Genomic DNA, 18,754 nt, shown 5'->3' on the forward strand with positions numbered 1-18,754 from the left:
CGAAGCGCTGCCCGCAGACCGTTTCGCACAGAGGTCTTCAAGTTTCCCGGAATTTTCGCTACCGTCCTTTCTGGGAACGCTCCCAGGTCGCTCTACCTGGGCACTTCGACCGGAGCGACCCACTCTCAATCAGGTGGCCCCCTCCTCACCTGTCAACTGATTCCCGGACGACAGGGCAGGACTGGGCTGTTACTCGCACAAAGGAGTGCTGATGTCGGGAAGAGTCAGGAAGCGCCGTACCGCGCTGGCCGCGTTGGGCGCTGTGGTGTCCATCGCGGGCACGGCCCTGATGGCGGCGGCGGGCGGGTCGTGGGCGAGTGACGCGAGCGCGGCGGCGGCGTTCGCGTGCCGGGTCGACTACACGACCAACGACTGGGGCAGCGGGTTCACCGCCACGGTGAAGGTCGCCAACCTCGGCTCGTCGCCGGTCAGCGGTTGGTCGCTGACCTATTCCTACGCCGGCAACCAGACCTTGCAGCACGGCTGGAACGGCGGCTGGTCGCAGGCGGGCAAGAAGGTCACCGTGACCAACTTGGGGTGGAACGGCACCATCGCCCCGAACGGCAGCGTCTCGGCGGGGGCGAACTTCGCCTACAGCGGCGCCAACGCCAAGCCTGCGGACTTCGCCGTCAACGGTGCGGCGTGCACCGGTGTCGACCCGACGACCACCACCACCACGACCACGACCACGACGACCACCACGACTCCGCCGGTCGACGGTGCGGCGCCGGAGTTGCGGGTGTCGGGCAACACGCTGGTCACCGCGGCGGGCGCGCCGTACCGGCTGCTGGGAGTGGACCGCTCCAGTGGTGAGTTCGCCTGCGTGCAGGGCAAGGGCATGTGGGACGGCGGTCCGGTGGACCAGGCGTCGGTGGACGCGATGAAGACCTGGAACATCCACGCGGTGCGGGTCCCGTTGAACGAGGAGTGCTGGCTGGGCGTGTACGGCTCGCCCGGCGGCGCCGTCTACCAGCAGCACGTCAAGGACTACGTGGACCTGCTGGTGCGCAACGGCATCAACGTGATCCTCGACCTGCACTGGACCTGGGGCGCCTACACGAACAGCCCGGACTGGCACTGCAAGGACGAGCACGCGGTGTGCCAGAAGCCGATGCCCGACGCGAAGTACTCCCCGCAGTTCTGGACCGGCGTCGCGAACACGTTCAAGGGCAACGACGCCGTCGTCTTCGACCTGTTCAACGAGCCCTACCCGGAGATGGCCGCCGACTGGGACAAGACCCTGGGCTGGCAGTGCTGGCGCGACGGCGGCACCTGCACCGGCATCCCCTACGAGGTCGCCGGGATGCAGGACCTGGTCGACGCGGTGCGGTCCACCGGCGCGACCAACGTGCTGATGCTGGGCGGTCTGGAGTGGGCCAACGACATGCGCGAGTGGCTGAACCACAAGCCGGTCGACCCGCAGAACAACATCGCCGCCTCGTGGCACGCCTACAGCTTCAACGCCTGCGCCACGGAATCCTGCTGGGACAGCCAGATCGCCCCGCTCGCGGCGCAGGTCCCGGTCGTGCTCGGCGAGTTCGGCCAGGACGACTGCGGCTTCGACTACATGCAGCGGGTGGCGGACTGGGCCGACGCCCACCACATCGGCTACCTCCCGTGGACCTGGAACCCCTGGGGTTGCAGCACCGGCGCCGTGCTCATCAAGGACTGGAACGGCACGCCCGAGCCCGGCGTCGGCGAAGGCTACAAGGCCCACCTGCTCACCCAGGACCCCTACTCGACCCGCTGACCGATCACCCGCACAGCTCCACCCGCACGCCGAGCCGCCCCGGCCGCCGGTCCGAACACGACCCCGGCCGGGGCGGCTCGGCGTGCGGGCTCCGCCACCTCATCCCGACCGGCTTCCTCGACCGGGGGTCGGGCATCGGCCGCATCGCGAAAATGTCCTCCGGAGGTGTGAAATCGGTGCGAGTTGGGCAACCCGGTGCCTGTAACGATCACGCCGCGTCAGGAAGACGGCGTGGCACGAGGACAAGGAAGCTACTGTGGGCATCCTGGGTTGGATCGTTCTGGGCCTCATCGCCGGCGCCATCGCGAAGGCGATCATGCCCGGCAAGGACCCCGGCGGCATCGTCATCACCATGCTGCTCGGCATCGTCGGCGCCATCATCGGCGGCTTCATCGGACGCGCGATCTTCGGCTCCGACATCGGCAGCTTCTTCGACCTGAGCACCTGGCTGCTCGCCATCCTCGGCTCGCTGGTCGTGCTCGGCATCTACCACGTCGTCACCAGCCGAGGCCACCGCGCACACAGCTGACACCCCCACCACAGCACACGGGCCCGCCGGCACACAGCCGGCGGGCCCGCTGCTCGTCCGACACCGCCGTCACCACGTCGACCGGAGGAACCGCGTTTGTGCCAGAACGAGCGCGGAGTCTTCTTCCGGGGCCGACTGGTCCTTGAAGAAACTGCGCGGGCGACGGCGTTCGCGCAGTTGGAGTTGGCCGGCGCGTCGACCATCCTCGGTCACGTCGACGCGCTGCCCGAAGGCATGGCCGGCTCATGGGTCGAGGTCCACCCCTACTCGGTGTGACTCGGTCGGTGCGCGGTCGTGGTGGCTGTCAGTCCCACCAGAACGTCCAGGAGTGGTCGTTCACGAGTCGGTCGGCGTAGGCGGCGAGCGTGTGGGGGGCCTCGCCCTGCCAGACGTTGTCCGGGCAGAGGGCGAAGTGCTCGGCGGCGATGGCCAACGCGCTCTCGCGGGTGCGGGGTGGTGCGGCGACGCTCAGCACGAGCGTGGCGAACCCGACGCCGACGACCCGCGCGCCGAACCGGTCTTCCCAACCGCGCAGCACCGCGGAGACCTCGGCGGTGTCGCCGATGTGGTTCGTCGGGCCGGTCCAGCCGGCCGCGGTCAGCGCGTCCGCGCCTCGCCCGGCCGCCACCAGGCCCAGGCGCAGTGACGGATGACCCGCCAGGAGCTGCCCGGCGAGTCCGTCGGCGATGCGGTCCGGGTCCGCGTCGAGCGGCGGAGTGGACGCCGACCCGGGCCAGGTGCGCCCGAACGGCGCGGTGACGGCCGAGCGTTCGGCCGGGGTCAGCGAGTCGTCGGGATCGTCGTCGGTGTTCCAGGCCCACCAGCGCGCCAGCAACGCCTCCGGGTCGTGCCCGCCCGGCGAGGACATGTCACCGGGCAGCACCTCGCCGTTCGCCCACGGCCGGTACTCCTCGTCCTCGTCGTCCAGGGAGTCCAACAGCAGCGGCCACAACCCCGACCGGGCGTGCTCGGCACGCAACCGCGGCCACAGCCCGGCCGGCGCGGGCCCGTCACCGAGCCAGAACGCGGGCCGCCCGCCGTCCTCCTCCTCCGGGACGACCGGACGGCCCGGCGGCAGCGGAACCGACAGCGACCGACCGGCATCGGCCCCGTCGACGAACAGCGCCCGCAGGTCGGCGGGCAGCGGCGGTTCGGAGATCATGACGGGATCGTAGGCCCAAAGATCGACAACCGGGCCCCATGTCGCCCACCAGGGCGAACGACCCGGCCGGATCGCTGCCAACCGCATCAGCAGACGTTCGCTGGATGGGGAAATCAGCGCAACAAATGTCACGGTATCGGCCAGGAGGGCCGCTGACCCGAGTGCGGGGACAGGGCGTCGCTACGTCGTTTCGCCGGCGTCCGCGACCATGCGGACGAGGGTGTCGACGAGCTCGTCGGCGGTGGTGTGCCACTTGTCCGGGACGAGGTGGCCGCTGAGCTCCATGCCCGCGATGCCGTGGGCGCTGCTGAGCAGCAGGGCGCCGTAGTGCGGTGCGTTCCGCTCCCCCACGAGGGTGGCGACAATGGCCAGGAACTCGTCCTGGAAGCGTCCGGCCGCGCGAACGGCCGCAGCCGGGTCGCCCTCCGGTCCGCAGAGCTGGAGCCGGACGCGCTCGAAGCCTTCACCGCGTTCTCCAGGACGGTCTCCGCGTTGCCTGAACAACATCTGGTAGAGGTGCGGCTGGTCCCGGCCGACGCCGATGAGGGCGCGGAGAGCGCCACGCAGCTTCTCGGAGGCCGACAGGGCCGGGTCGTTCCGCAGGGCGTGCACCCGGTCGCCGATCCGTTCCCAGCTTTCGGTCGCGACGGCGGTCAGCAGGCTGTCCTTGCCCGCGAAGTGCCGGTACGGCGCTCCCCGCGTCACGCCTGCCCGCGCGCCCACCTCGCGCAAGGTGACCGCTTCGGGCCCGCCGAGGTCGAGGAGTTCGGCGGCCGCGTCGAGCAGGGCGCGGCGGGTGGCGGCGGCGGACTCCGCACGGGTGACCATGACGCCCATCATACAGTTGACGTTGTCATCTGAACTGGTAGCGTCGCCAAGGTGACAACGTCATCTGAAAACCGGAAGCTGGTCGTCGTGACCGGAGCCTCCACGGGCATGGGCGCGTCAGCCGCCCGCGAACTGGCCCGCCGGGGATTCCACGTCCTGGCCGGCGTGCGACGCGACCGCGACGCCGACGCCATCCGATCGACCGGCGTCGAGCCGATCATCCTCGACATCACCGAGTCCGAGCAGGTGGAAGCACTCGCCGCGCGGGTCGCCGGCGACCCGCGCGCGCTGCACGCGCTCGTCAACAACGCCGGCATCCAGGTGAACGCCCCGGTCGAAGCCCTGCCGATGGCGCAGTGGCGGTGGGTGTTCGAAGTCAACCTCTTCGGCCACGTCGCCCTCACCCAGGCGCTCCTGCCCGCGCTGCTGCGCAGCAAGGGACGCGTGATCAACATCAGCTCGGTCGGCGGCAAGGTCGCCATGGCCACGTACGGCGCGTACGCCGGCGCGAAGTTCGCCCTGGAGGCGGTCAGCGACTCGCTCCGCCGGGAGGTCGCGCCGCTGGGCGTGCGGGTGGTCGTGATCGAGCCCGGCGGCATCCGCACGGAGATGGCCACCCGCGGGATCGCGACGGCGAACGACCTGGCCGCCCGGATGACGCCGGAGCAGCACGAGCGCTACGGCAGCCTGGTCCAGGCGACCAACGCGTTGATGGCCTCCGGCACCGCCTCGGGCCTGACCGCCGACGCCGCCGCCCGGGTCATCGCGAAGGCCGTGACGATCCGCAGACCGCGCACCCGCTACACCATCGGCCGGGATGCCGCCCTGATCACCCGCCTGACCCGGATGCTGTCCGACCGCACGCTCGACCGCGTCATCGCCGCCAACCTGCGCCGCCACTACCCGAAGGGAGCCACCCGCGCCTACAGCGGCTGACGAACAACACGGTGTTCGTCCTGCCCACCGGCGGTCGCCTGACAGTTCGAAGCCGGTGTTGTCGTATGCGGTCTTGGCCATCGTGCTGTTGATCATCAGACGACGGTGATCTGTTCCACCGACTGCCCGGCGGTCCGAGCTCGGTCGTGCGTCACGGGCATCCGCTCATCGGCATGTGCGGACGTGCAGTCGGCTGTGAGCTTCGGCGCGATCGGCTCGGATTCGCCGTGGAGGTCGGCGGTCATGGTTCTTCGGGGTAAATCGGGAGCGGTCTACGTGCGTGGTCGATACGATCCGCGCACCTCATGGAGTAGATCAGTGGCAGATCGCCCCGCTTCGGACGGGGAGGGCGCGGGTTCGATTCCCGCCTCCATGTCCGATCAACCGTGGAGTCCGCAGTGTCCGACCAGGTCCGCACCGCTTCGTCCGGCTACGCGACCGGTCAGCTGGTGCGGGCGCTGGCCGCGGCGGTCTCCGCGGGTACCGAGGCCGACCGCGAGCGGGCGCTGCGCAAGCTGCGGCGCTGGGAGGACGTCGTCAGCGGGATGGCCGACGGCACGCTCACGGTCGGCTCCCGCACCCCGGTCGCGGACACCCCGGCGTGGGTGACGCTCGATGTCGCGCACGGCGGATTCGCGACCGGCAGGTACCTGGCCGAGGTGCGGCTGTCCGAGGACGAGACGGCCCGCGTCGCCTCCCTCCCGGACGACGTGCCCGGCAGGAACGAGCGGGAACGGCTCAACTCCTGGTACCTCGGCGACGCCGGTCAGGCCGAGCTGCTGGACGCGATGCGCAGCGGGCACTACCGGGTCGAGGTGCCGGAGGACGCGGCGCTGCCCGTCGTGGCGTTGCTGCTGGACAAGGGTTTCCCGGAGCAGGCGCTCGACCTGGTCGCCGAACTGCGCCCGCTGATGCACCGGCTGCGGCTGACGCCACGATTCGAACCGATCGCCCGGCCTTCGGACGCCGCCGTCCGCCTCATCCCGGTGCAGGAAGCCGCCGCGTCGCTGCGTTCCGCGCGGGTGCCGGTGCAGCTCGCCACGATGCGCGACGCGCTGACCGTGTGGGATCCGCTGTACGACCGGCTGGTCGCGCTGTGGTGCCGCACCGTCGACGACGAGCTGCCGCACCTCGATGAGAACGGGACCGTACGCGGCGGCTGGCCGTGCCGGACGTGGCCCGCGGACTGGACGGCGGCCAGGACCGAGTGGCTCGCGGACTTCGCCGAGACGTCTCGCACCCACGCACCCTCGGGCAGGCAGACCAACCCGAAGAGCAACTTCGCGAGACTGCGCAGCGCACTGGAGTCCTGCCCGGACGGCAGCGACGCGCTCACCGCGCGGGAGGTCGGCTGGATCCGCCGCGTCATCGCGAGCACGGTGAGCCACCGGGGCGCTCCGGGAACCGGACAACGCGACGCGTGGCGCACCACCCAGGTGGCCACCGTCGCGGCGCCGACGCACGCCGCACTCGCCGGCGTGCTCGCGAGCAGGCTGGACCGGTACCCGACGGACGGAGGCCTGCCGTCGCTCGACGTCGCGACGGCCGAGGTGTCCGAAGCCGAGGCGACCGACGAAATCCCCTGCGGCACGACGATGCCGGACCACCTGGTGCACAAGGCGGCGCGGTCGCTCGAAGCACCGGTGGACGAGCTGGTGCGCCTCGGCGTGATCACGTCGGGGGAGACGCTGGCGATCGTGCTGCCGCAACTCACCTCACGGCTGCTGAGCGCGGCGATCGACGACCCGGCCGTGGCGGGGCTGCACGAGCAGACCTACACGGCGTTCCGGCGTCGCCGCGGCCTGCTGCTGCTCAACCTCGAACACCAGGTGCGGTTCACCGAGCTGCCCTGGGTGGACGCGCTCGCCCCCTGCCGCTCGCCCAAGCCGGACAACGCCGCGGCCGCACATCGCGCCCTGCGGCAGACCACGATGCTGGCGCTCACCGCGTTCCCGCACGCACTGCTGCCGAACCCGCTGGTGACCGAGCTGAGGGCGCTGGCGAAGCAGGCAGGGCTGGAGCTGCCGCTCGTGGAGGAAGTGGCCGCGGACATCTTCATGGGCACGTTCACCACCAAATGGCGCGATGCCGGCGCGGTGGCGAGCCGTCTGCTGGCCGGCACGCTCTACGCGGACTACTACGACCTGCCGACGGACTGGCCCAAGCCCCCGCGCAAGAGGAGGATGCGTCGGGGCACGCACACCGCCGAGGACTTCTCGGCGCTGTGCCGGGAGCGGGCGGGCACCTCCGGCGGCTCCACCGCGGCGAACGGCATGGTGCTGGAGCAGAGCCAGATCCTGACCACGCACAACCTCGCCGTGCTGGTCGACGGCCTGAACCTGACCGACGAGCTGCGCGAACGCGCGCCGGGACTCGCGTGGCAGGCGTTCGGGTGGATCGTCCGCAGGCTGACCCAGCGCGCGGCCCACCGGCACGCCGCGCTGATCCAGGTGAAGAACGCGGCGTACGCGTGGCGACAAGCCCTGTTCCTGCTCGCCTTCTGCGAGCCCGCCGTGCAGCTCGCCCACGCGGAAAGGCTGGCGGGCGAGGCGCGCGGCACCGCACTCGAACCGGCGGTCGAAGGTCTGCTGCACGTGCTCCACGGTGGCCGTTTCACGCCAACCGGAACCGTGCGGCACGGCACGGCCGTGCGGTTCCTCGGCTGGGCCGAGAACACACACCCGCTCCTGACCCCCTCCGGCCACAACTGACCCGGATCTACGGCAGGCGGGGGCAGCCCGCGACCGACACCCCGATGCCGACCGGCCCGAGGTCGCGTTCCACCTCGTCCACCACGCGCGCGACCGCCTCGGCGTCCGCAACGTCGGCGACGAAGGGCGTGACCCGGTCGCCTCGGCGGAGGCGCACGTTTGGGTCGACGTCGACCGCGGCGACCGAAGCGCCCGCGCGGACCAGCCCGTCCACCACCGCCGCGCCGATACCGCGCGCCGCGCCGGTCACCAGCGCGATCCGGATCCGTCCAGTGGACCGGCAGCCACCGGCGCCGGTGGCGTGACCCAACCGTGACCAGCCCGGTGCAATCCGCGGCAGGGGCGGCGCCGAACCACTCATGACGAACCCGGGAGCACGGCACCGGGACATCCACAAAGGAGTGATCCCCCATGCGCAAGACCCCGCGACTGGCCGCCATCGGCGCCTTCGCTGCCCTGGCCCTCTCGCTGGCGGCCTGCGGCGACAGCGGACAGTCCTCCACCGCTTCCGGCGACAGCGCGACGAGCACGACGTCCGCGGCCGCCGCCACGACGACCACCACCAAGGCGATGGGCAACGGCGTCACCAAGACCGGCGACGTGTTCGGCGCCGGCTGTGCGAGCCTGCCCGCCGAGGCGACCAACGAGGGCTCGCTCGACGGCATGGTCAACGACCCGGTGGCCACCGCCGCGAGCAACAACCCGTTGCTCACCAAGCTGGTCGCCGCCGTGAAGGCCGCGGGCCTGGTCGACACCCTCAACAAGACCGACGCCGGCTACACCGTGTTCGCGCCCTACGACCCCGCCTTCGACGCCCTCGGCGCCGACACGCTGAACGCCGTGCTGGCCGACACCCCGAAGCTGACCTCGATCCTGACCTACCACGTGGTCCCCAAGCGCATGGACAAGGACGGCATCCTGTCCACCGCCACGTTGACCACCGTCCAGGGCGGCACGCTCAAGGTCGCCGGCTCCGGTGACGACGTCACCGTCAACGACGCCAAGGTGCTGTGCGGCAACGTCCCCACCGCCAACGCCACCGTCTTCGTCATCGACAAGGTCATGATGCCCACCGGCTGACCACCACTGCACGCGAAGGGCGCTGCGGCCACGGCCGCGGCGCCCTTCGCGCGTGAGCGGGTCCCTCCAGACGCAGGCAACACTGAGTGACCCCGGTCACATCAGCCATCCGATCGGGTGCACTGCGTCGAATGGGAGACGTGCCGCACCCCGGGTCCCCCCTCCCCCGAGTCCGCCCGCTCCTCGTCCGGAGCGGCGACTCGCCCCAGCCGTTCGCCGACGCGGCGGTCCTGGTGCTGCCGGGCGGTCGTGCCCGCAGTCGGGAACGGGCCGGTCGGGCGAACCTCGCGTACCGCCGGATGGCGCCGATCGCCGCCGGGCTGCACCGGGCCACCCGCGGGAGGTCGGTCCCGGTGTGGCTGCTGCGCTACCGCTACCGGGGCTGGAACGAACCCGACCGCGATCCCGTGCACGACGCCCGGTGGGCCCTGGCCCAGCTGCACGACCGCCACCCGAACGCCCGGGTCGTGCTGGTCGGTCACTCGATGGGTGGGCGCACCGCGCTGCGGGTCGCCGACGACCCCGCCGTGACGGCCGTCTGCGCGCTGGCGCCGTGGATCGAGCCGGGCGAGCCGGTCGACCAGCTCCGGGGCCGCAGCCTGCTGGTGGCGCACGGCGACCTCGACCGGTGGACCGATCCCGCCGCCTCCTACCGCTACGCGGTGCGGGCCAAGGCCGTCACCGGCGCGACGTGCCGGTTCGTGGTGCACGGCAGCGGCCACCCGATGCTGCGCCGGTGGGCCGACTGGAACGGTCTGGTCCGCCGCTTCGTCCTGAGCGCGCTCGACGCCGCACCCGATCCCCTCATCACCGAGGCGATGAACGCCCCCACACCGCGCGGGTTGTCCGTCGCACTGCCCAGAGGAACCCGATGACCACCACGCAAGGCTCCCTCAGACAGCGCGTCGCGGTCGTGGGCGCGGGCGTCGCCGGCCTCACCGCCGCGTACCTGCTCCAGCGCCGCTACGACGTCCTGCTCTTCGAGGCCGAACCACGTCTGGGCGGCCACGCCCACACGCACGACGTCCTGGCCGACGACGGCGGCACGGTCGCCGTCGACAGCGGGTTCATCGTCCACAACGAGCGGACCTACCCCAACCTGCTGCGGTTGTTCGCCGAGCTGGACGTGCGCACGCAGGACACGGAGATGTCCATGAGCGTGCGCTGCGAGGGCTGCGGGCTCGAGTACGCGGGGGCCAAGGGACCGGGCGGGTTGTTCGCCCAACCCGGCAACACCGGCCGGGCGCCCTACCTGCGGCTGCTCGGCGAGGTCACGGCATTCCACCGGCAGGCGCGAAGGGTGCTGCGGGACCCCAGGGCGGAGGACGTCACCCTGGGCGCGTTCCTGGCCATCGGGGGCTACTCCGACTACTTCGTCGACCACTTCGCCGTGCCCCTGGTCTCCGCGGTGTGGTCGACCGACCAGGAGGCCAGTCTGCGTTACCCGGCCCGGTACCTGTTCGAGTTCCTGCACAACCACGGCATGCTGTCGATCACCGGTTCGCCGCGGTGGAAGACCGTGGTCGGCGGTTCCCGCACCTACGTCGAACGCGCGGCCAAGCAGCTGACCGCCGTGCACCTGTCCACCCCGGTGCGGGCCGTCACGCGCGCCGCGCACGACGTGCGGATCCGCGACGACGCCGACGAGGTGCACCGCGTCGACAAGGTCGTCCTCGCCACCCACCCGGACCAGGCGCTGGCGCTGCTGGCCGACCCGACCACCGCGGAACGGGACGCGCTGGGCGCGTTCCGGTACACGCGCAACGAGACGTGGCTGCACACCGACGCCTCACTGCTGCCCCGGTCACCGCGGGCACGCGCCTCGTGGAACTACCTCAAGCCCGGCTGCCGCTCCGACGACGGCGAGGTGCTGGTCACCTACCACATGAACCGCCTCATGCGGCTGACCGAGCCGCTGGACTACCTGGTCACGCTCAACGCGACCGACCGGATCGCGCCGTCGGCGGCGATCGCGAAGATGACCTACGAGCACCCCGTCCACACCCGCGAGTCGCTCGCCGCCCAACGCCTCCTGCCGGCGCTGAACACGGACCGGACCGCCTTCGCGGGCGCCTACCACGGCTGGGGCTTCCACGAGGACGGCTGCGCCTCGGGTGTGCGGGCCGCCGCCGCGCTCGGCGTGGACTGGTAGCCCGCCGTGCAGACACCCGCGCTCTACGACACCGTGGTCACCCACACCCGCCGGCGGCCGAACCGGGGGTTCCGGCACCGCGGCTACCAGTGGCTGGTGGACCTGGACCGGCTGCCACACCTCCCGTGGTGGCTGCGGCCCTTCGCCCGCTTCCGCGCCGCCGACCACCTCGGCCGCCCGGACCGGAGCATCCGGGAGAACCTCGACGCGTGGCTGTCCGGCCAAGGCGTGGACCTGCGGGGCGGGCAGGTGCTGATGCTGGCCAACGCGCGCGTGCTCGGCCACGTGGTCAACCCGTTGACCGTGTACTGGTGCCACGACCCGGACGGCGAGCAGGTCTGCGTCGTGGCGGAGGTGCACAACACCCACGGCGAACGGCACTGCTACCTGCTGCGCCCCGACCGGCACGGACGCGTGCGGACCGACAAGGAGTTCTACGTCTCCCCGTTCTTCCCGGTCGAGGGCGACTACATGATGCGGCTGGGACGACCCGGTGAGCGCCTATCGCTGACCATCGTGCTCCGCCAACGCGGGCGCACCGCGTTCAGCGCCTCGCTCACCGGCTCCCGCCTCCCCGCGACCCCGGCCGCGTTGCTGCGGCTGTTGCTGCGCGACCCGCTGCCCACGCGCCGGGTGAGCTTGGCGATCCGCCGCCACGGCGTCGCGCTGTGGCTGCGCCGCGTGCCGATCGTGCCCCGCACACCCCACACCGCGCAGGAAGGTGTCCAGTGACCGCGTCCCCGATCACCTCCGTCCACCCGGGCTCGACCTGGCCCGGCCTCGCGGCGCCGCGGTGCTCGCCCGGCCGCGCCGCCGTGGCGGAACTGCTGTTCCGCCACGCGGTGCGCACCTTGCCGGTGCGCGTCGCCCTCCCCGGAGGGGAGCGGCTGGGCGCGGGCGGCCCCGACTCGCCGGTGATGCGGATCGTCCGCCCGACCTCGTTCTTCCACCGGCTCGGCGCGGACGCCAAGATCGGGTTCGGCGAGGCGTACCTGGCCGAGGACTGGACCAGCAACGACCCCGCCGGCCTGCTCACCCCGTTCGCCGCCCGGATGGCGGACCTCGTGCCACGACCGCTCCAGGTGTTCCGCCGCTGGGTCGACGCCCGCCAACCGGCCGCCGAGCGGAACACCGTCGAAGGCGCGCGCGCCAACGTCCACCGCCACTACGACCTGTCCAACGACCTGTTCGCCGCGTTCCTCGACCCGTCGATGACCTACTCGGCCGCCTGGTTCGCGCCCGGCAGCGACGACCTGCACGCCGCGCAGCTGCGCAAGATCGACGGCGTGCTGGACTACGCCGGGGTCCGCGCGGGCACGCGGTTGCTGGAGATCGGCACCGGCTGGGGTTCGCTGGCGATCCGGGCCGCGCGGCGCGGCGCGCACGTCACGACGCTGACCATCTCCGCCGAGCAGAAGGAACTCGCCGAACGGCGCGTCGCCGAAGCCGGGCTGGCCGACCAGGTGCGGGTGCTGCTGCGCGACTACCGCGACGCCGACGACCTCTACGACGCCGTGGTGTCCGTGGAGATGGTCGAAGCCGTGGGCCAGGACTACTGGCCGGGCTACTTCCGCACCCTCGACCGCCTGCTCAAGCCGGGCGGCCGGATCGGTCTGCAGACCATCACCATGCCGCACGACCGGCTCCTGGCGACCCGCCACTCCTACACCTGGATCCACAAGTACGTCTTCCCCGGCGGACAGCTGCTGTCCGTGCCCGCCGTCGAGGAGGCCACCCGACGGCACACCGGGCTCGCCATCACCCAGCGGCGTCCGCTCGGCCAGGACTACGCCACGACGCTGCGCCACTGGCGCACCCGGTTCCTGGCCGGGTGGGACCAGGTCGCGGCGGCAGGGTTCGACCCCGCGTTCCGCCGCACGTGGGAGTTCTACCTCGCCTACTGCGAGGCGGGCTTCCGGTCCGGGTACCTGGACGTGTGGCAGTTCGGCCTGACCAAGGGCCGCCGCTGACCCGCCGCGCCCGGACACGACGACAACGGAGTCGCCGGGTCACCCGCGGGCATCGCTCACACCAGCGCGAGGACCACCACGGTCGGGGTGGTGGGCCGGGGTGATCCGCCGTGCGGCTCCACGGTGAGGCCCACGGCCTCCCGGCCGGTGAAACCACCGGCCAGCAGGGGATCGAGCTGCCCGCCGGAGTCGGTGAGCAGCCCTGCCGGACGTGGTCCTCCGGGCCCGATCAACCACAGCTGGTAGGCGCGGTCCTCGGGCAGTCGCGCCAAGTCCCGGGCGAGGAACAGCACCTGCCCCCTGCTCGACGACGCCACGACGGTGCCGGTGCCGCCGCCGTTCACCTCACCGCGGACGAGTCTGGCGTCCGGTGCGGACAGCAGTTCGGCCACCCGGCCGTTCCGGTCGTCGACCTGCTCCAGGGCCCGCACGTCCTGTTCGAGCCGATGGTTGGTGTCGACGCCCCGCACTCCCAGCGTGACGGCGACCGCGATGCCCGCCGCGGCGGCCAGCGCGGCTGTCCCGCGCAACCACGGGTTCCGGGGTCTGGACCCACCGGAGGGCCGCACGGAGGGGTCGGACGATCCCCCTCCAGGTCGGACGGTCGTCGTGCGGTCGTCGGTTTCCGGTGGCAGTTGGCGGGTGTCGGCGATGGCGCTCAACACCCGGTCACGCAAGTGGCCCGGAGGCTCGACCGCGGCCGCTCCCGCCAACAACGCGGTCGTCTCGAACAACTCCGCGGTCTCCTGCGCACAGGTCGGGCAACCCGCGACGTGCTCCTCGAAAGCACGCCGCTCGGCGTCGGAGACCGCGTCGAGCACATAGGCCCCGATCAACGTGTGCGCGTCCACGCGCGCGGTGCCACCGGTCACCGGGCCACCTCACCCACGTCACCGGCGGCGGCTACGACCTGGAGCTTGCGCTCACGCCCTGCCATCGTGCCCCTTCCGATCACCGCGTCCTCCCCACCGGCATCCGTCGCCGATCCCGGGGAGGCGCCTCCTCGGCAGTGGCAGGAAGCCGCTCGTGCGCTCCACGTACTCGGCGTAGGCGGGACGTCGACGGCGCAGGTGCTCCTCCAGCATGGGCTTGCCCGTCCCCTTGGCCAGGAGGAACGTCATGAGCACCGGTGACACGACGGTCACCAGGCCGTGCCAGGACGCGGTCGCCGGCAGGAACAGGCCCCACCACACGCAGGCGTCACCGAAGTAGTTCGGGTGCCGGGTGTAGCGCCACAAGCCCCGGTCGAGCACTCGGCCGCTGTTGTCGGGGTCGGCCTTGAACCGCCGCAACTGCCAGTCGCCGACCGCTTCGAACACCAGTCCGACCGACCACAGCACCACTCCGGCCACGATCAGCGCCGGGTGCGCCGCGGGACCGTACTGAGCGGCCTGCACGGGCAAGGAGACGAGCCACAGCACCACGCCCTGCGTCAGGTAGGCGCGCACCAGCACGTGCACGTGGGGGTTGCCCCTGGCGCGACCGCGCATCTCGGCATAGCGGTGGTCCTCGGGTTGCCCCCGGCTCCGCAGTCCGATGTGGATCGCCAGGCGGGTTCCCCACAGCACCGTCAGCGCGGTGACGAGCACCCGCGTCGCGGTGTCACCCGCGCCACTGGACATGACGAACGTCGTGCCCGCGACCAGGGCGAAACCCGCTCCCCACGCGACGTCGAGGGTGTCGTGCCGGTCCCTGGTCACCGAGACCGCGAAGGTGACCGCCACCAGCAGCGCGACCACACCGGCGCTGACCGCCAGGTTGACGGGCAGCCCCTCGGGCAAGGCGGGCCAGGTCACGGTTCACCGCTCCGACGCGACGCGGTCCGGCGCCAACGGGTCGGCCCGGCGCCACGGCATCCCGCTCGCGCCCGTCGCGGTCGGGCGCACGGCGAGGACCTGGTCCACGCCCATGCGGTTGTCCTCGAACGCCAGCGCCCCACCCGCCAGGTACAGCCGCCAGACCCTGGCCTGCCCCTCGCCGACCAGCGCGACGACCTCCTCCCACCGCCGTTCGAGCGTGGCGGCCCACTCCCGGACCGTGCGCACGTAGTGCTCGCGCAGCGCGTGGACGTCCCGGATCTCCAACCCCGCCCCTTCGAGGTGCGCCAACGTACGGCTGAGCGGTCGCATCGTCATGTCGGGCGCCACGTAGGTCTCGATGAACGCGCCGCCACCCGGCGCCGTGGCGCCCCGTGACATCTGCTGCAACAGCAGTCGGCCTCCGGGCCGGAGCAGGCGGTGCAACGTCGAGGCGTACACCGGGTAGTTCTCCTCGCCGACGTGCTCGCCCATCTCGATCGACGCCACGGCGTCGAACGGCTCGTCGGCGATGTCCCGGTAGTCCTGGAGCCGGACCTCGACGGTGTCCCGCAGGCCGAGTTCGTCGATCCGGCGGCTGACGTGGTCGTGCTGCTGCCGTGACAGCGTCACGCCGGTGGCGCGCACGCCGTGGTGCCGGGCGGCGTGCAGGAGCAGCGATCCCCAGCCGCACCCCACGTCCAGCAGCCGCATCCCGGGGCGCAGGTCCAACTTCCGGCAGATCAGCTCCAGCTTGTCCCGCTGGGCGTCCGCGAGCTCGCGGTCGAGGTCGTCGTCGACCCAGTACGCGCAGGAGTAGGCCATGGTCGGGTCCAGGACGAGCTCGTAGAACGCGTTGCCCAGGTCGTAGTGGTGGGCGATGGCCGCGCGGTCGCGGCCGCGGGTGTGCAGGCGACCGGCCGGTTTGGACTCCTCGGCGGGCGGGCGCGGGCGGGGGCCGAGGACACCGAGGCGGACCGCCGTGCGCAGCAGTCCCAGGCGTTCGGCGGCGGAGAGCCGGCGGCGCGGCCGGTCCGCTCGGACCGAGGACCAGAACCGGCGCAGCCCCGTGGTGATGTCGCCTTCGACGTCGAGGTCACCGGAGACGTAGGCGCGGGCCAAGCCGAGCTCGTCCGGGTTCCACAGCAGCCTGCGCAGGGCGCGGCGCGACCGCAGCACCACCCGGGGACCGTCGGCGGGGCCCGCCTCGCTGCCGTCCCAGGCCCGCAGCCCCACCGGCAGCTCGGCGCCCAGCACCCGCTCGACGACGTCGGCCAGCACCCGGGCGTGCCCCGTCTTACCGTCCCGCACGTCGTCCCCTTCCGTCGGTGGTCTCCGGTGGGTTCGCGGCAGGACGGTCCACGGCTCGGTCGCACGCCGATAAAGTGACGCCCGTCACAACACCATCCACCGGCGGCACCGCCGAGGGCGTTCGACCGGACGGGACCCGAGCGGCACTCCGCCACGGCCGCGGCCGGGTCGTGTCCCGCGTGTCGACCCCCATCGGCGGTCGATCCCGGGTGGATTGACCCTATCGTGGTCGCCGATCGATACTGGCGGGCGTGCGCCGCCGGACGGGTGGCCGGCCACGCGTCTTCAGCAAGGAGGACGTGAGCCCGTGAGCACCGACGACCCCGTGACGACGGTGGCGTTCGACCTGGCCGAGGACGTCCCACCGCTGGCCGCGGTGCGACGGTGGACGGCGGGGACGTTGGCCGACCTGACCGAGGACGAGGTCGACGACTGCATCCTGCTGGTCAACGAGCTGGTGAGCAACGCCTACGACCACGGCGCCGGTCCTCGCGCCGTTCGGCTCCGGCGCTCGCCGAACTGGAGCCACGTCCGGATCGAGGTGGACGACACCTCACCGGACCAGTTGACCTTCGGCCGCTCCCGCCTCGGCCCCACCCGCGGCCGTGGCCTGATCATCGTCGACCGGCTGTGCAAGGACTGGGGCGTGGACCTCCACCCCGGCGGCAAGACCGTCTGGGCCGAGCTGGCCTGCGGCGCGGCGCACGTGCCGCGGTGATCGAGCGGTGCCGACCCCGTCTCGGCGGTGAGGGGTCTTCGGGCCGCCGGAAACCGGGTGCGGCGGGAGCGGACCCCGTCCTATCCTGGTGAACGTGATGCAGCACCTGTTCTTCCTCTGAGGGACGACGCCTCCACCGGTAGCGCGGTTCGCGCTACCGGAGTTCGTCCTTCCTGCTCATCACCTTCTCCGGAGGCAGTTCTCCCATGTCGTCCCAACTCCGGCCCGCGCCAGTGCGCGCGGCCCACGTCCGCGCGTCCGACGTGCACCTCTCCTTCGGCGGACGGCCCGTGCTCGCGGGGGTCGACCTCGTCGCCGCCGCCGGTGACCGGGTCGCCGTGGTCGGCGAGAACGGTCGCGGCAAGACCTCCCTGCTCCGGGTGCTCGCCGGCGACCTGCCCGCCGACCGGGGCGAAGTGCGCCGCGCGGGCTCGACCGGCGTCGCCGACCAGCAGATCCCGCTCGGTCCCGCCGACACCGTCGGCGACCTGATCGACCTCGAACTGGCCGCGGTGCGCGCTGTCCTGGCCCGCGTGCAGCGCGCCGCCGAGGCGCTCGCCGACAGCCGTCCCGGCGCGGACGACGCCTACGCCACCGCGCTCGCCGAGGCCGAGGCCCTCGACGCGTGGGACGCCGACCGGCGGGTCGAGGTCTCGCTGGCCGCGCTGCACGCCGTGGACGACCGGACCCGACCGCTCGGCGCCCTGTCGGTCGGTCAGCGGCACCGCGTGCGGCTCGCGTGCCTGCTCGGCGCCGGGCACGCCGTGCTGCTGCTGGACGAGCCGACCAACCACCTCGACGCGGCCGGGCTCGACCACCTCACCGAACGGCTGCGCGCCCACCCGGGCGTGGTCGTGCTGGTCAGCCACGACCGGGCGCTGCTCGCCGACGTGGCCACCGCGGTGGTCGACCTCGACCCGTCCAGCGACGGCCGGCCGCGGGTGTACGGCGGCGGCTACACCGCCTACCTCGATGCCCGCCGCGCCGAGCGGGCCCGGTGGGAGGCGCTGCACGCCGAGCAGGTCGCCGAGCGGCAGCGCCTGGCCGACGACCTGACCGCGGCGCGGAACCGGCTTCAGGACAACTGGCGGCCCGCCAAGGGGCACGGCAGGCACACCCGCGCCACCCGTGCGCCCGGCCTCGTGCGGACCGTGCACCGACGGCAGGAGGAGCTGGACGCGCACGTGGTGGAAGTCCCGTCACCACCGACCCGGTTCACCATGCCGGAACTGCCCGAGCACCGCGGCGCGACCCTGCTGCGGGCGGACGGCGTCACCGTGGCCGGAAGGCTCCCCCGTCCGGTCGACCTGGCGTTGGACTCGGGGGATCGACTGGTGGTCGCCGGACCCAACGGCGCGGGCAAGTCGACGTTGCTGGCCGTGCTGGCGGGAGCCCTGGAGCCGACCGCGGGGACGCTCACCCGCGCCCGGGCGGTGCGGGTCGGGCGGTTGGGCCAGGAGTCCGACCCGCACGGCCGGCGCACGGCGGCGGAGCTGTACGACGAACGGCTCGCGCGGTCGGGGGTGCCGGGGCCGGGTCTGGATGAGCTGGGCCTGCTCGACGCCTACGACCGGAGCCGGCCGGTGGCCGAGCTGTCGGTCGGCGCGCGCAGGCGGTTGGACCTGGCGCTGGTGCTGGCGGCCAGGCCACACGTGGTGCTGCTGGACGAGCCGACCAACCACCTGTCGGCCGCGCTGGTCGACGAGCTGACCACCGCCCTCGACTCCACGCCGGCCGCGGTCGTGATCGCCACGCACGACCGGCAACTGCTGCGCGACACGCAATCCTGGCCACGGCTGGCCCTGTGAGGC

19 protein-coding genes and 1 tRNA gene are annotated in these 18,754 nt (G+C 72.4%); 13 read left to right on the forward strand and 7 right to left on the reverse strand.

Features of this window, described 5'->3' with window-relative positions; all coding sequences use genetic code 11:
• The first annotated feature begins 211 nt into the window (after positions 1-211).
• The 3 genes from ACQPYE_RS28690 (at position 212) to ACQPYE_RS28700 (ending at position 2,555) form a co-directional block, all read left to right on the forward strand.
• Positions 212-1,750, forward strand: coding sequence for a cellulase family glycosylhydrolase (locus tag ACQPYE_RS28690; RefSeq protein ID WP_498715792.1), 1,539 nt, complete (start codon positions 212-214; stop codon positions 1,748-1,750).
• A 256-nt stretch (positions 1,751-2,006) separates the two neighbouring features.
• Complete coding sequence (locus tag ACQPYE_RS28695; RefSeq protein ID WP_498715793.1) at positions 2,007-2,279, forward strand: GlsB/YeaQ/YmgE family stress response membrane protein; 273 nt, start codon at positions 2,007-2,009, stop codon at positions 2,277-2,279.
• 96 nt (positions 2,280-2,375) lie between these two features.
• Positions 2,376-2,555 carry a hypothetical protein gene (locus ACQPYE_RS28700; protein WP_498715794.1) on the forward strand — a complete coding sequence of 60 codons (180 nt, stop codon included), beginning with the start codon at positions 2,376-2,378 and terminating at the stop codon, positions 2,553-2,555.
• 28 nt (positions 2,556-2,583) lie between these two features.
• On the opposite strand, the gene ACQPYE_RS28705 is transcribed toward ACQPYE_RS28700, so the two are convergent.
• Positions 2,584-3,441: a DUF4253 domain-containing protein gene (locus ACQPYE_RS28705; protein ID WP_498715796.1), complete on the reverse strand. Its 858-nt coding sequence runs from the start codon at positions 3,439-3,441 to the stop codon at positions 2,584-2,586.
• Positions 3,442-3,621: 180 nt separating this feature from the next.
• Positions 3,622-4,269, reverse strand: a complete 648-nt coding sequence (locus ACQPYE_RS28710; protein ID WP_498715797.1) for a TetR/AcrR family transcriptional regulator — start codon at positions 4,267-4,269, stop codon at positions 3,622-3,624.
• An 87-nt stretch (positions 4,270-4,356) separates the two neighbouring features.
• Here ACQPYE_RS28710 and ACQPYE_RS28715 point away from each other — a divergent pair, with 87 nt between their 5' ends.
• Positions 4,357-5,205 (forward strand): SDR family oxidoreductase, encoded by an 849-nt coding sequence (locus ACQPYE_RS28715; protein ID WP_498715798.1) that lies wholly within the window; start codon positions 4,357-4,359, stop codon positions 5,203-5,205.
• Positions 5,206-5,300: 95 nt separating this feature from the next.
• Here the strand turns inward: ACQPYE_RS28715 and ACQPYE_RS28720 are convergent, their stop codons facing one another.
• The gene (locus tag ACQPYE_RS28720; protein WP_498715799.1) at positions 5,301-5,450 is read right to left on the reverse strand and encodes a hypothetical protein; all 150 of its coding nucleotides are present in this window, start codon (positions 5,448-5,450) and stop codon (positions 5,301-5,303) included.
• 59 nt (positions 5,451-5,509) lie between these two features.
• Here ACQPYE_RS28720 and ACQPYE_RS28725 point away from each other — a divergent pair.
• Both ACQPYE_RS28725 and ACQPYE_RS28730 read left to right on the forward strand, forming a co-directional pair.
• Positions 5,510-5,581 (forward strand) — tRNA-Arg (locus ACQPYE_RS28725).
• A gap of 22 nt (positions 5,582-5,603) precedes the next feature.
• The gene (locus ACQPYE_RS28730) at positions 5,604-7,916 is read left to right on the forward strand and encodes a hypothetical protein (RefSeq protein ID WP_498715801.1); all 2,313 of its coding nucleotides are present in this window, start codon (positions 5,604-5,606) and stop codon (positions 7,914-7,916) included.
• A gap of 7 nt (positions 7,917-7,923) precedes the next feature.
• Here ACQPYE_RS28730 and ACQPYE_RS28735 read toward each other — a convergent pair whose 3' ends face one another.
• Positions 7,924-8,226, reverse strand: coding sequence for an SDR family NAD(P)-dependent oxidoreductase (locus ACQPYE_RS28735; protein ID WP_498715802.1), 303 nt, complete (start codon positions 8,224-8,226; stop codon positions 7,924-7,926).
• 101 nt (positions 8,227-8,327) lie between these two features.
• On the opposite strand from ACQPYE_RS28735, the gene ACQPYE_RS28740 reads away from it, so the two are divergent.
• From ACQPYE_RS28740 to ACQPYE_RS28760, 5 genes are all read left to right on the forward strand, one after another.
• Positions 8,328-8,996, forward strand: a complete 669-nt coding sequence (locus ACQPYE_RS28740) for a fasciclin domain-containing protein (RefSeq protein WP_498715804.1) — start codon at positions 8,328-8,330, stop codon at positions 8,994-8,996.
• Positions 8,997-9,127: 131 nt separating this feature from the next.
• Positions 9,128-9,871 carry an alpha/beta hydrolase gene (locus ACQPYE_RS28745; RefSeq protein ID WP_498715805.1) on the forward strand — a complete coding sequence of 248 codons (744 nt, stop codon included), beginning with the start codon at positions 9,128-9,130 and terminating at the stop codon, positions 9,869-9,871.
• Positions 9,868-11,148, forward strand: coding sequence for an NAD(P)/FAD-dependent oxidoreductase (locus ACQPYE_RS28750; protein WP_498715807.1), 1,281 nt, complete (start codon positions 9,868-9,870; stop codon positions 11,146-11,148). The genes ACQPYE_RS28745 and ACQPYE_RS28750 overlap by 4 nt, the downstream gene beginning before the upstream one ends.
• Before the next feature lie 6 nt (positions 11,149-11,154).
• Positions 11,155-11,880, forward strand: a complete 726-nt coding sequence (locus tag ACQPYE_RS28755; RefSeq protein ID WP_498715808.1) for a DUF1365 domain-containing protein — start codon at positions 11,155-11,157, stop codon at positions 11,878-11,880.
• Positions 11,877-13,118 (forward strand): class I SAM-dependent methyltransferase, encoded by a 1,242-nt coding sequence (locus ACQPYE_RS28760; protein WP_498715810.1) that lies wholly within the window; start codon positions 11,877-11,879, stop codon positions 13,116-13,118. Before ACQPYE_RS28755 ends, ACQPYE_RS28760 begins: the two co-directional genes overlap by 4 nt.
• A 56-nt stretch (positions 13,119-13,174) precedes the next feature.
• On the opposite strand, the gene ACQPYE_RS28765 is transcribed toward ACQPYE_RS28760, so the two are convergent.
• The 3 genes from ACQPYE_RS28765 to ACQPYE_RS28775 are packed head-to-tail and all read right to left on the reverse strand — an operon-like array spanning position 13,175 to position 16,225.
• On the reverse strand, positions 13,175-13,990 hold the full coding sequence (locus ACQPYE_RS28765) for an anti-sigma factor (RefSeq protein ID WP_498715814.1): 816 nt from the start codon (positions 13,988-13,990) through the stop codon (positions 13,175-13,177).
• Positions 13,991-14,041: 51 nt separating this feature from the next.
• Positions 14,042-14,914 carry a DUF1295 domain-containing protein gene (locus ACQPYE_RS28770; protein WP_498715816.1) on the reverse strand — a complete coding sequence of 291 codons (873 nt, stop codon included), beginning with the start codon at positions 14,912-14,914 and terminating at the stop codon, positions 14,042-14,044.
• A gap of 3 nt (positions 14,915-14,917) precedes the next feature.
• Positions 14,918-16,225: a class I SAM-dependent methyltransferase gene (locus ACQPYE_RS28775; RefSeq protein WP_498715817.1), complete on the reverse strand. Its 1,308-nt coding sequence runs from the start codon at positions 16,223-16,225 to the stop codon at positions 14,918-14,920.
• Positions 16,226-16,532: 307 nt separating this feature from the next.
• Here ACQPYE_RS28775 and ACQPYE_RS28780 point away from each other — a divergent pair, with 307 nt between their 5' ends.
• Positions 16,533-16,943 carry an ATP-binding protein gene (locus ACQPYE_RS28780; protein ID WP_498715819.1) on the forward strand — a complete coding sequence of 137 codons (411 nt, stop codon included), beginning with the start codon at positions 16,533-16,535 and terminating at the stop codon, positions 16,941-16,943.
• Positions 16,944-17,149: 206 nt separating this feature from the next.
• Positions 17,150-18,751, forward strand: coding sequence for an ABC-F family ATP-binding cassette domain-containing protein (locus tag ACQPYE_RS28785; RefSeq protein WP_498715820.1), 1,602 nt, complete (start codon positions 17,150-17,152; stop codon positions 18,749-18,751).
• The last annotated feature ends 3 nt before the right edge of the window (positions 18,752-18,754 follow it).

Origin of the sequence: Actinosynnema sp. CA-299493 (genome assembly GCF_050946825.1) — a bacterium.
Classification (GTDB): Bacteria; Actinomycetota; Actinomycetes; order Mycobacteriales; family Pseudonocardiaceae; genus Actinosynnema.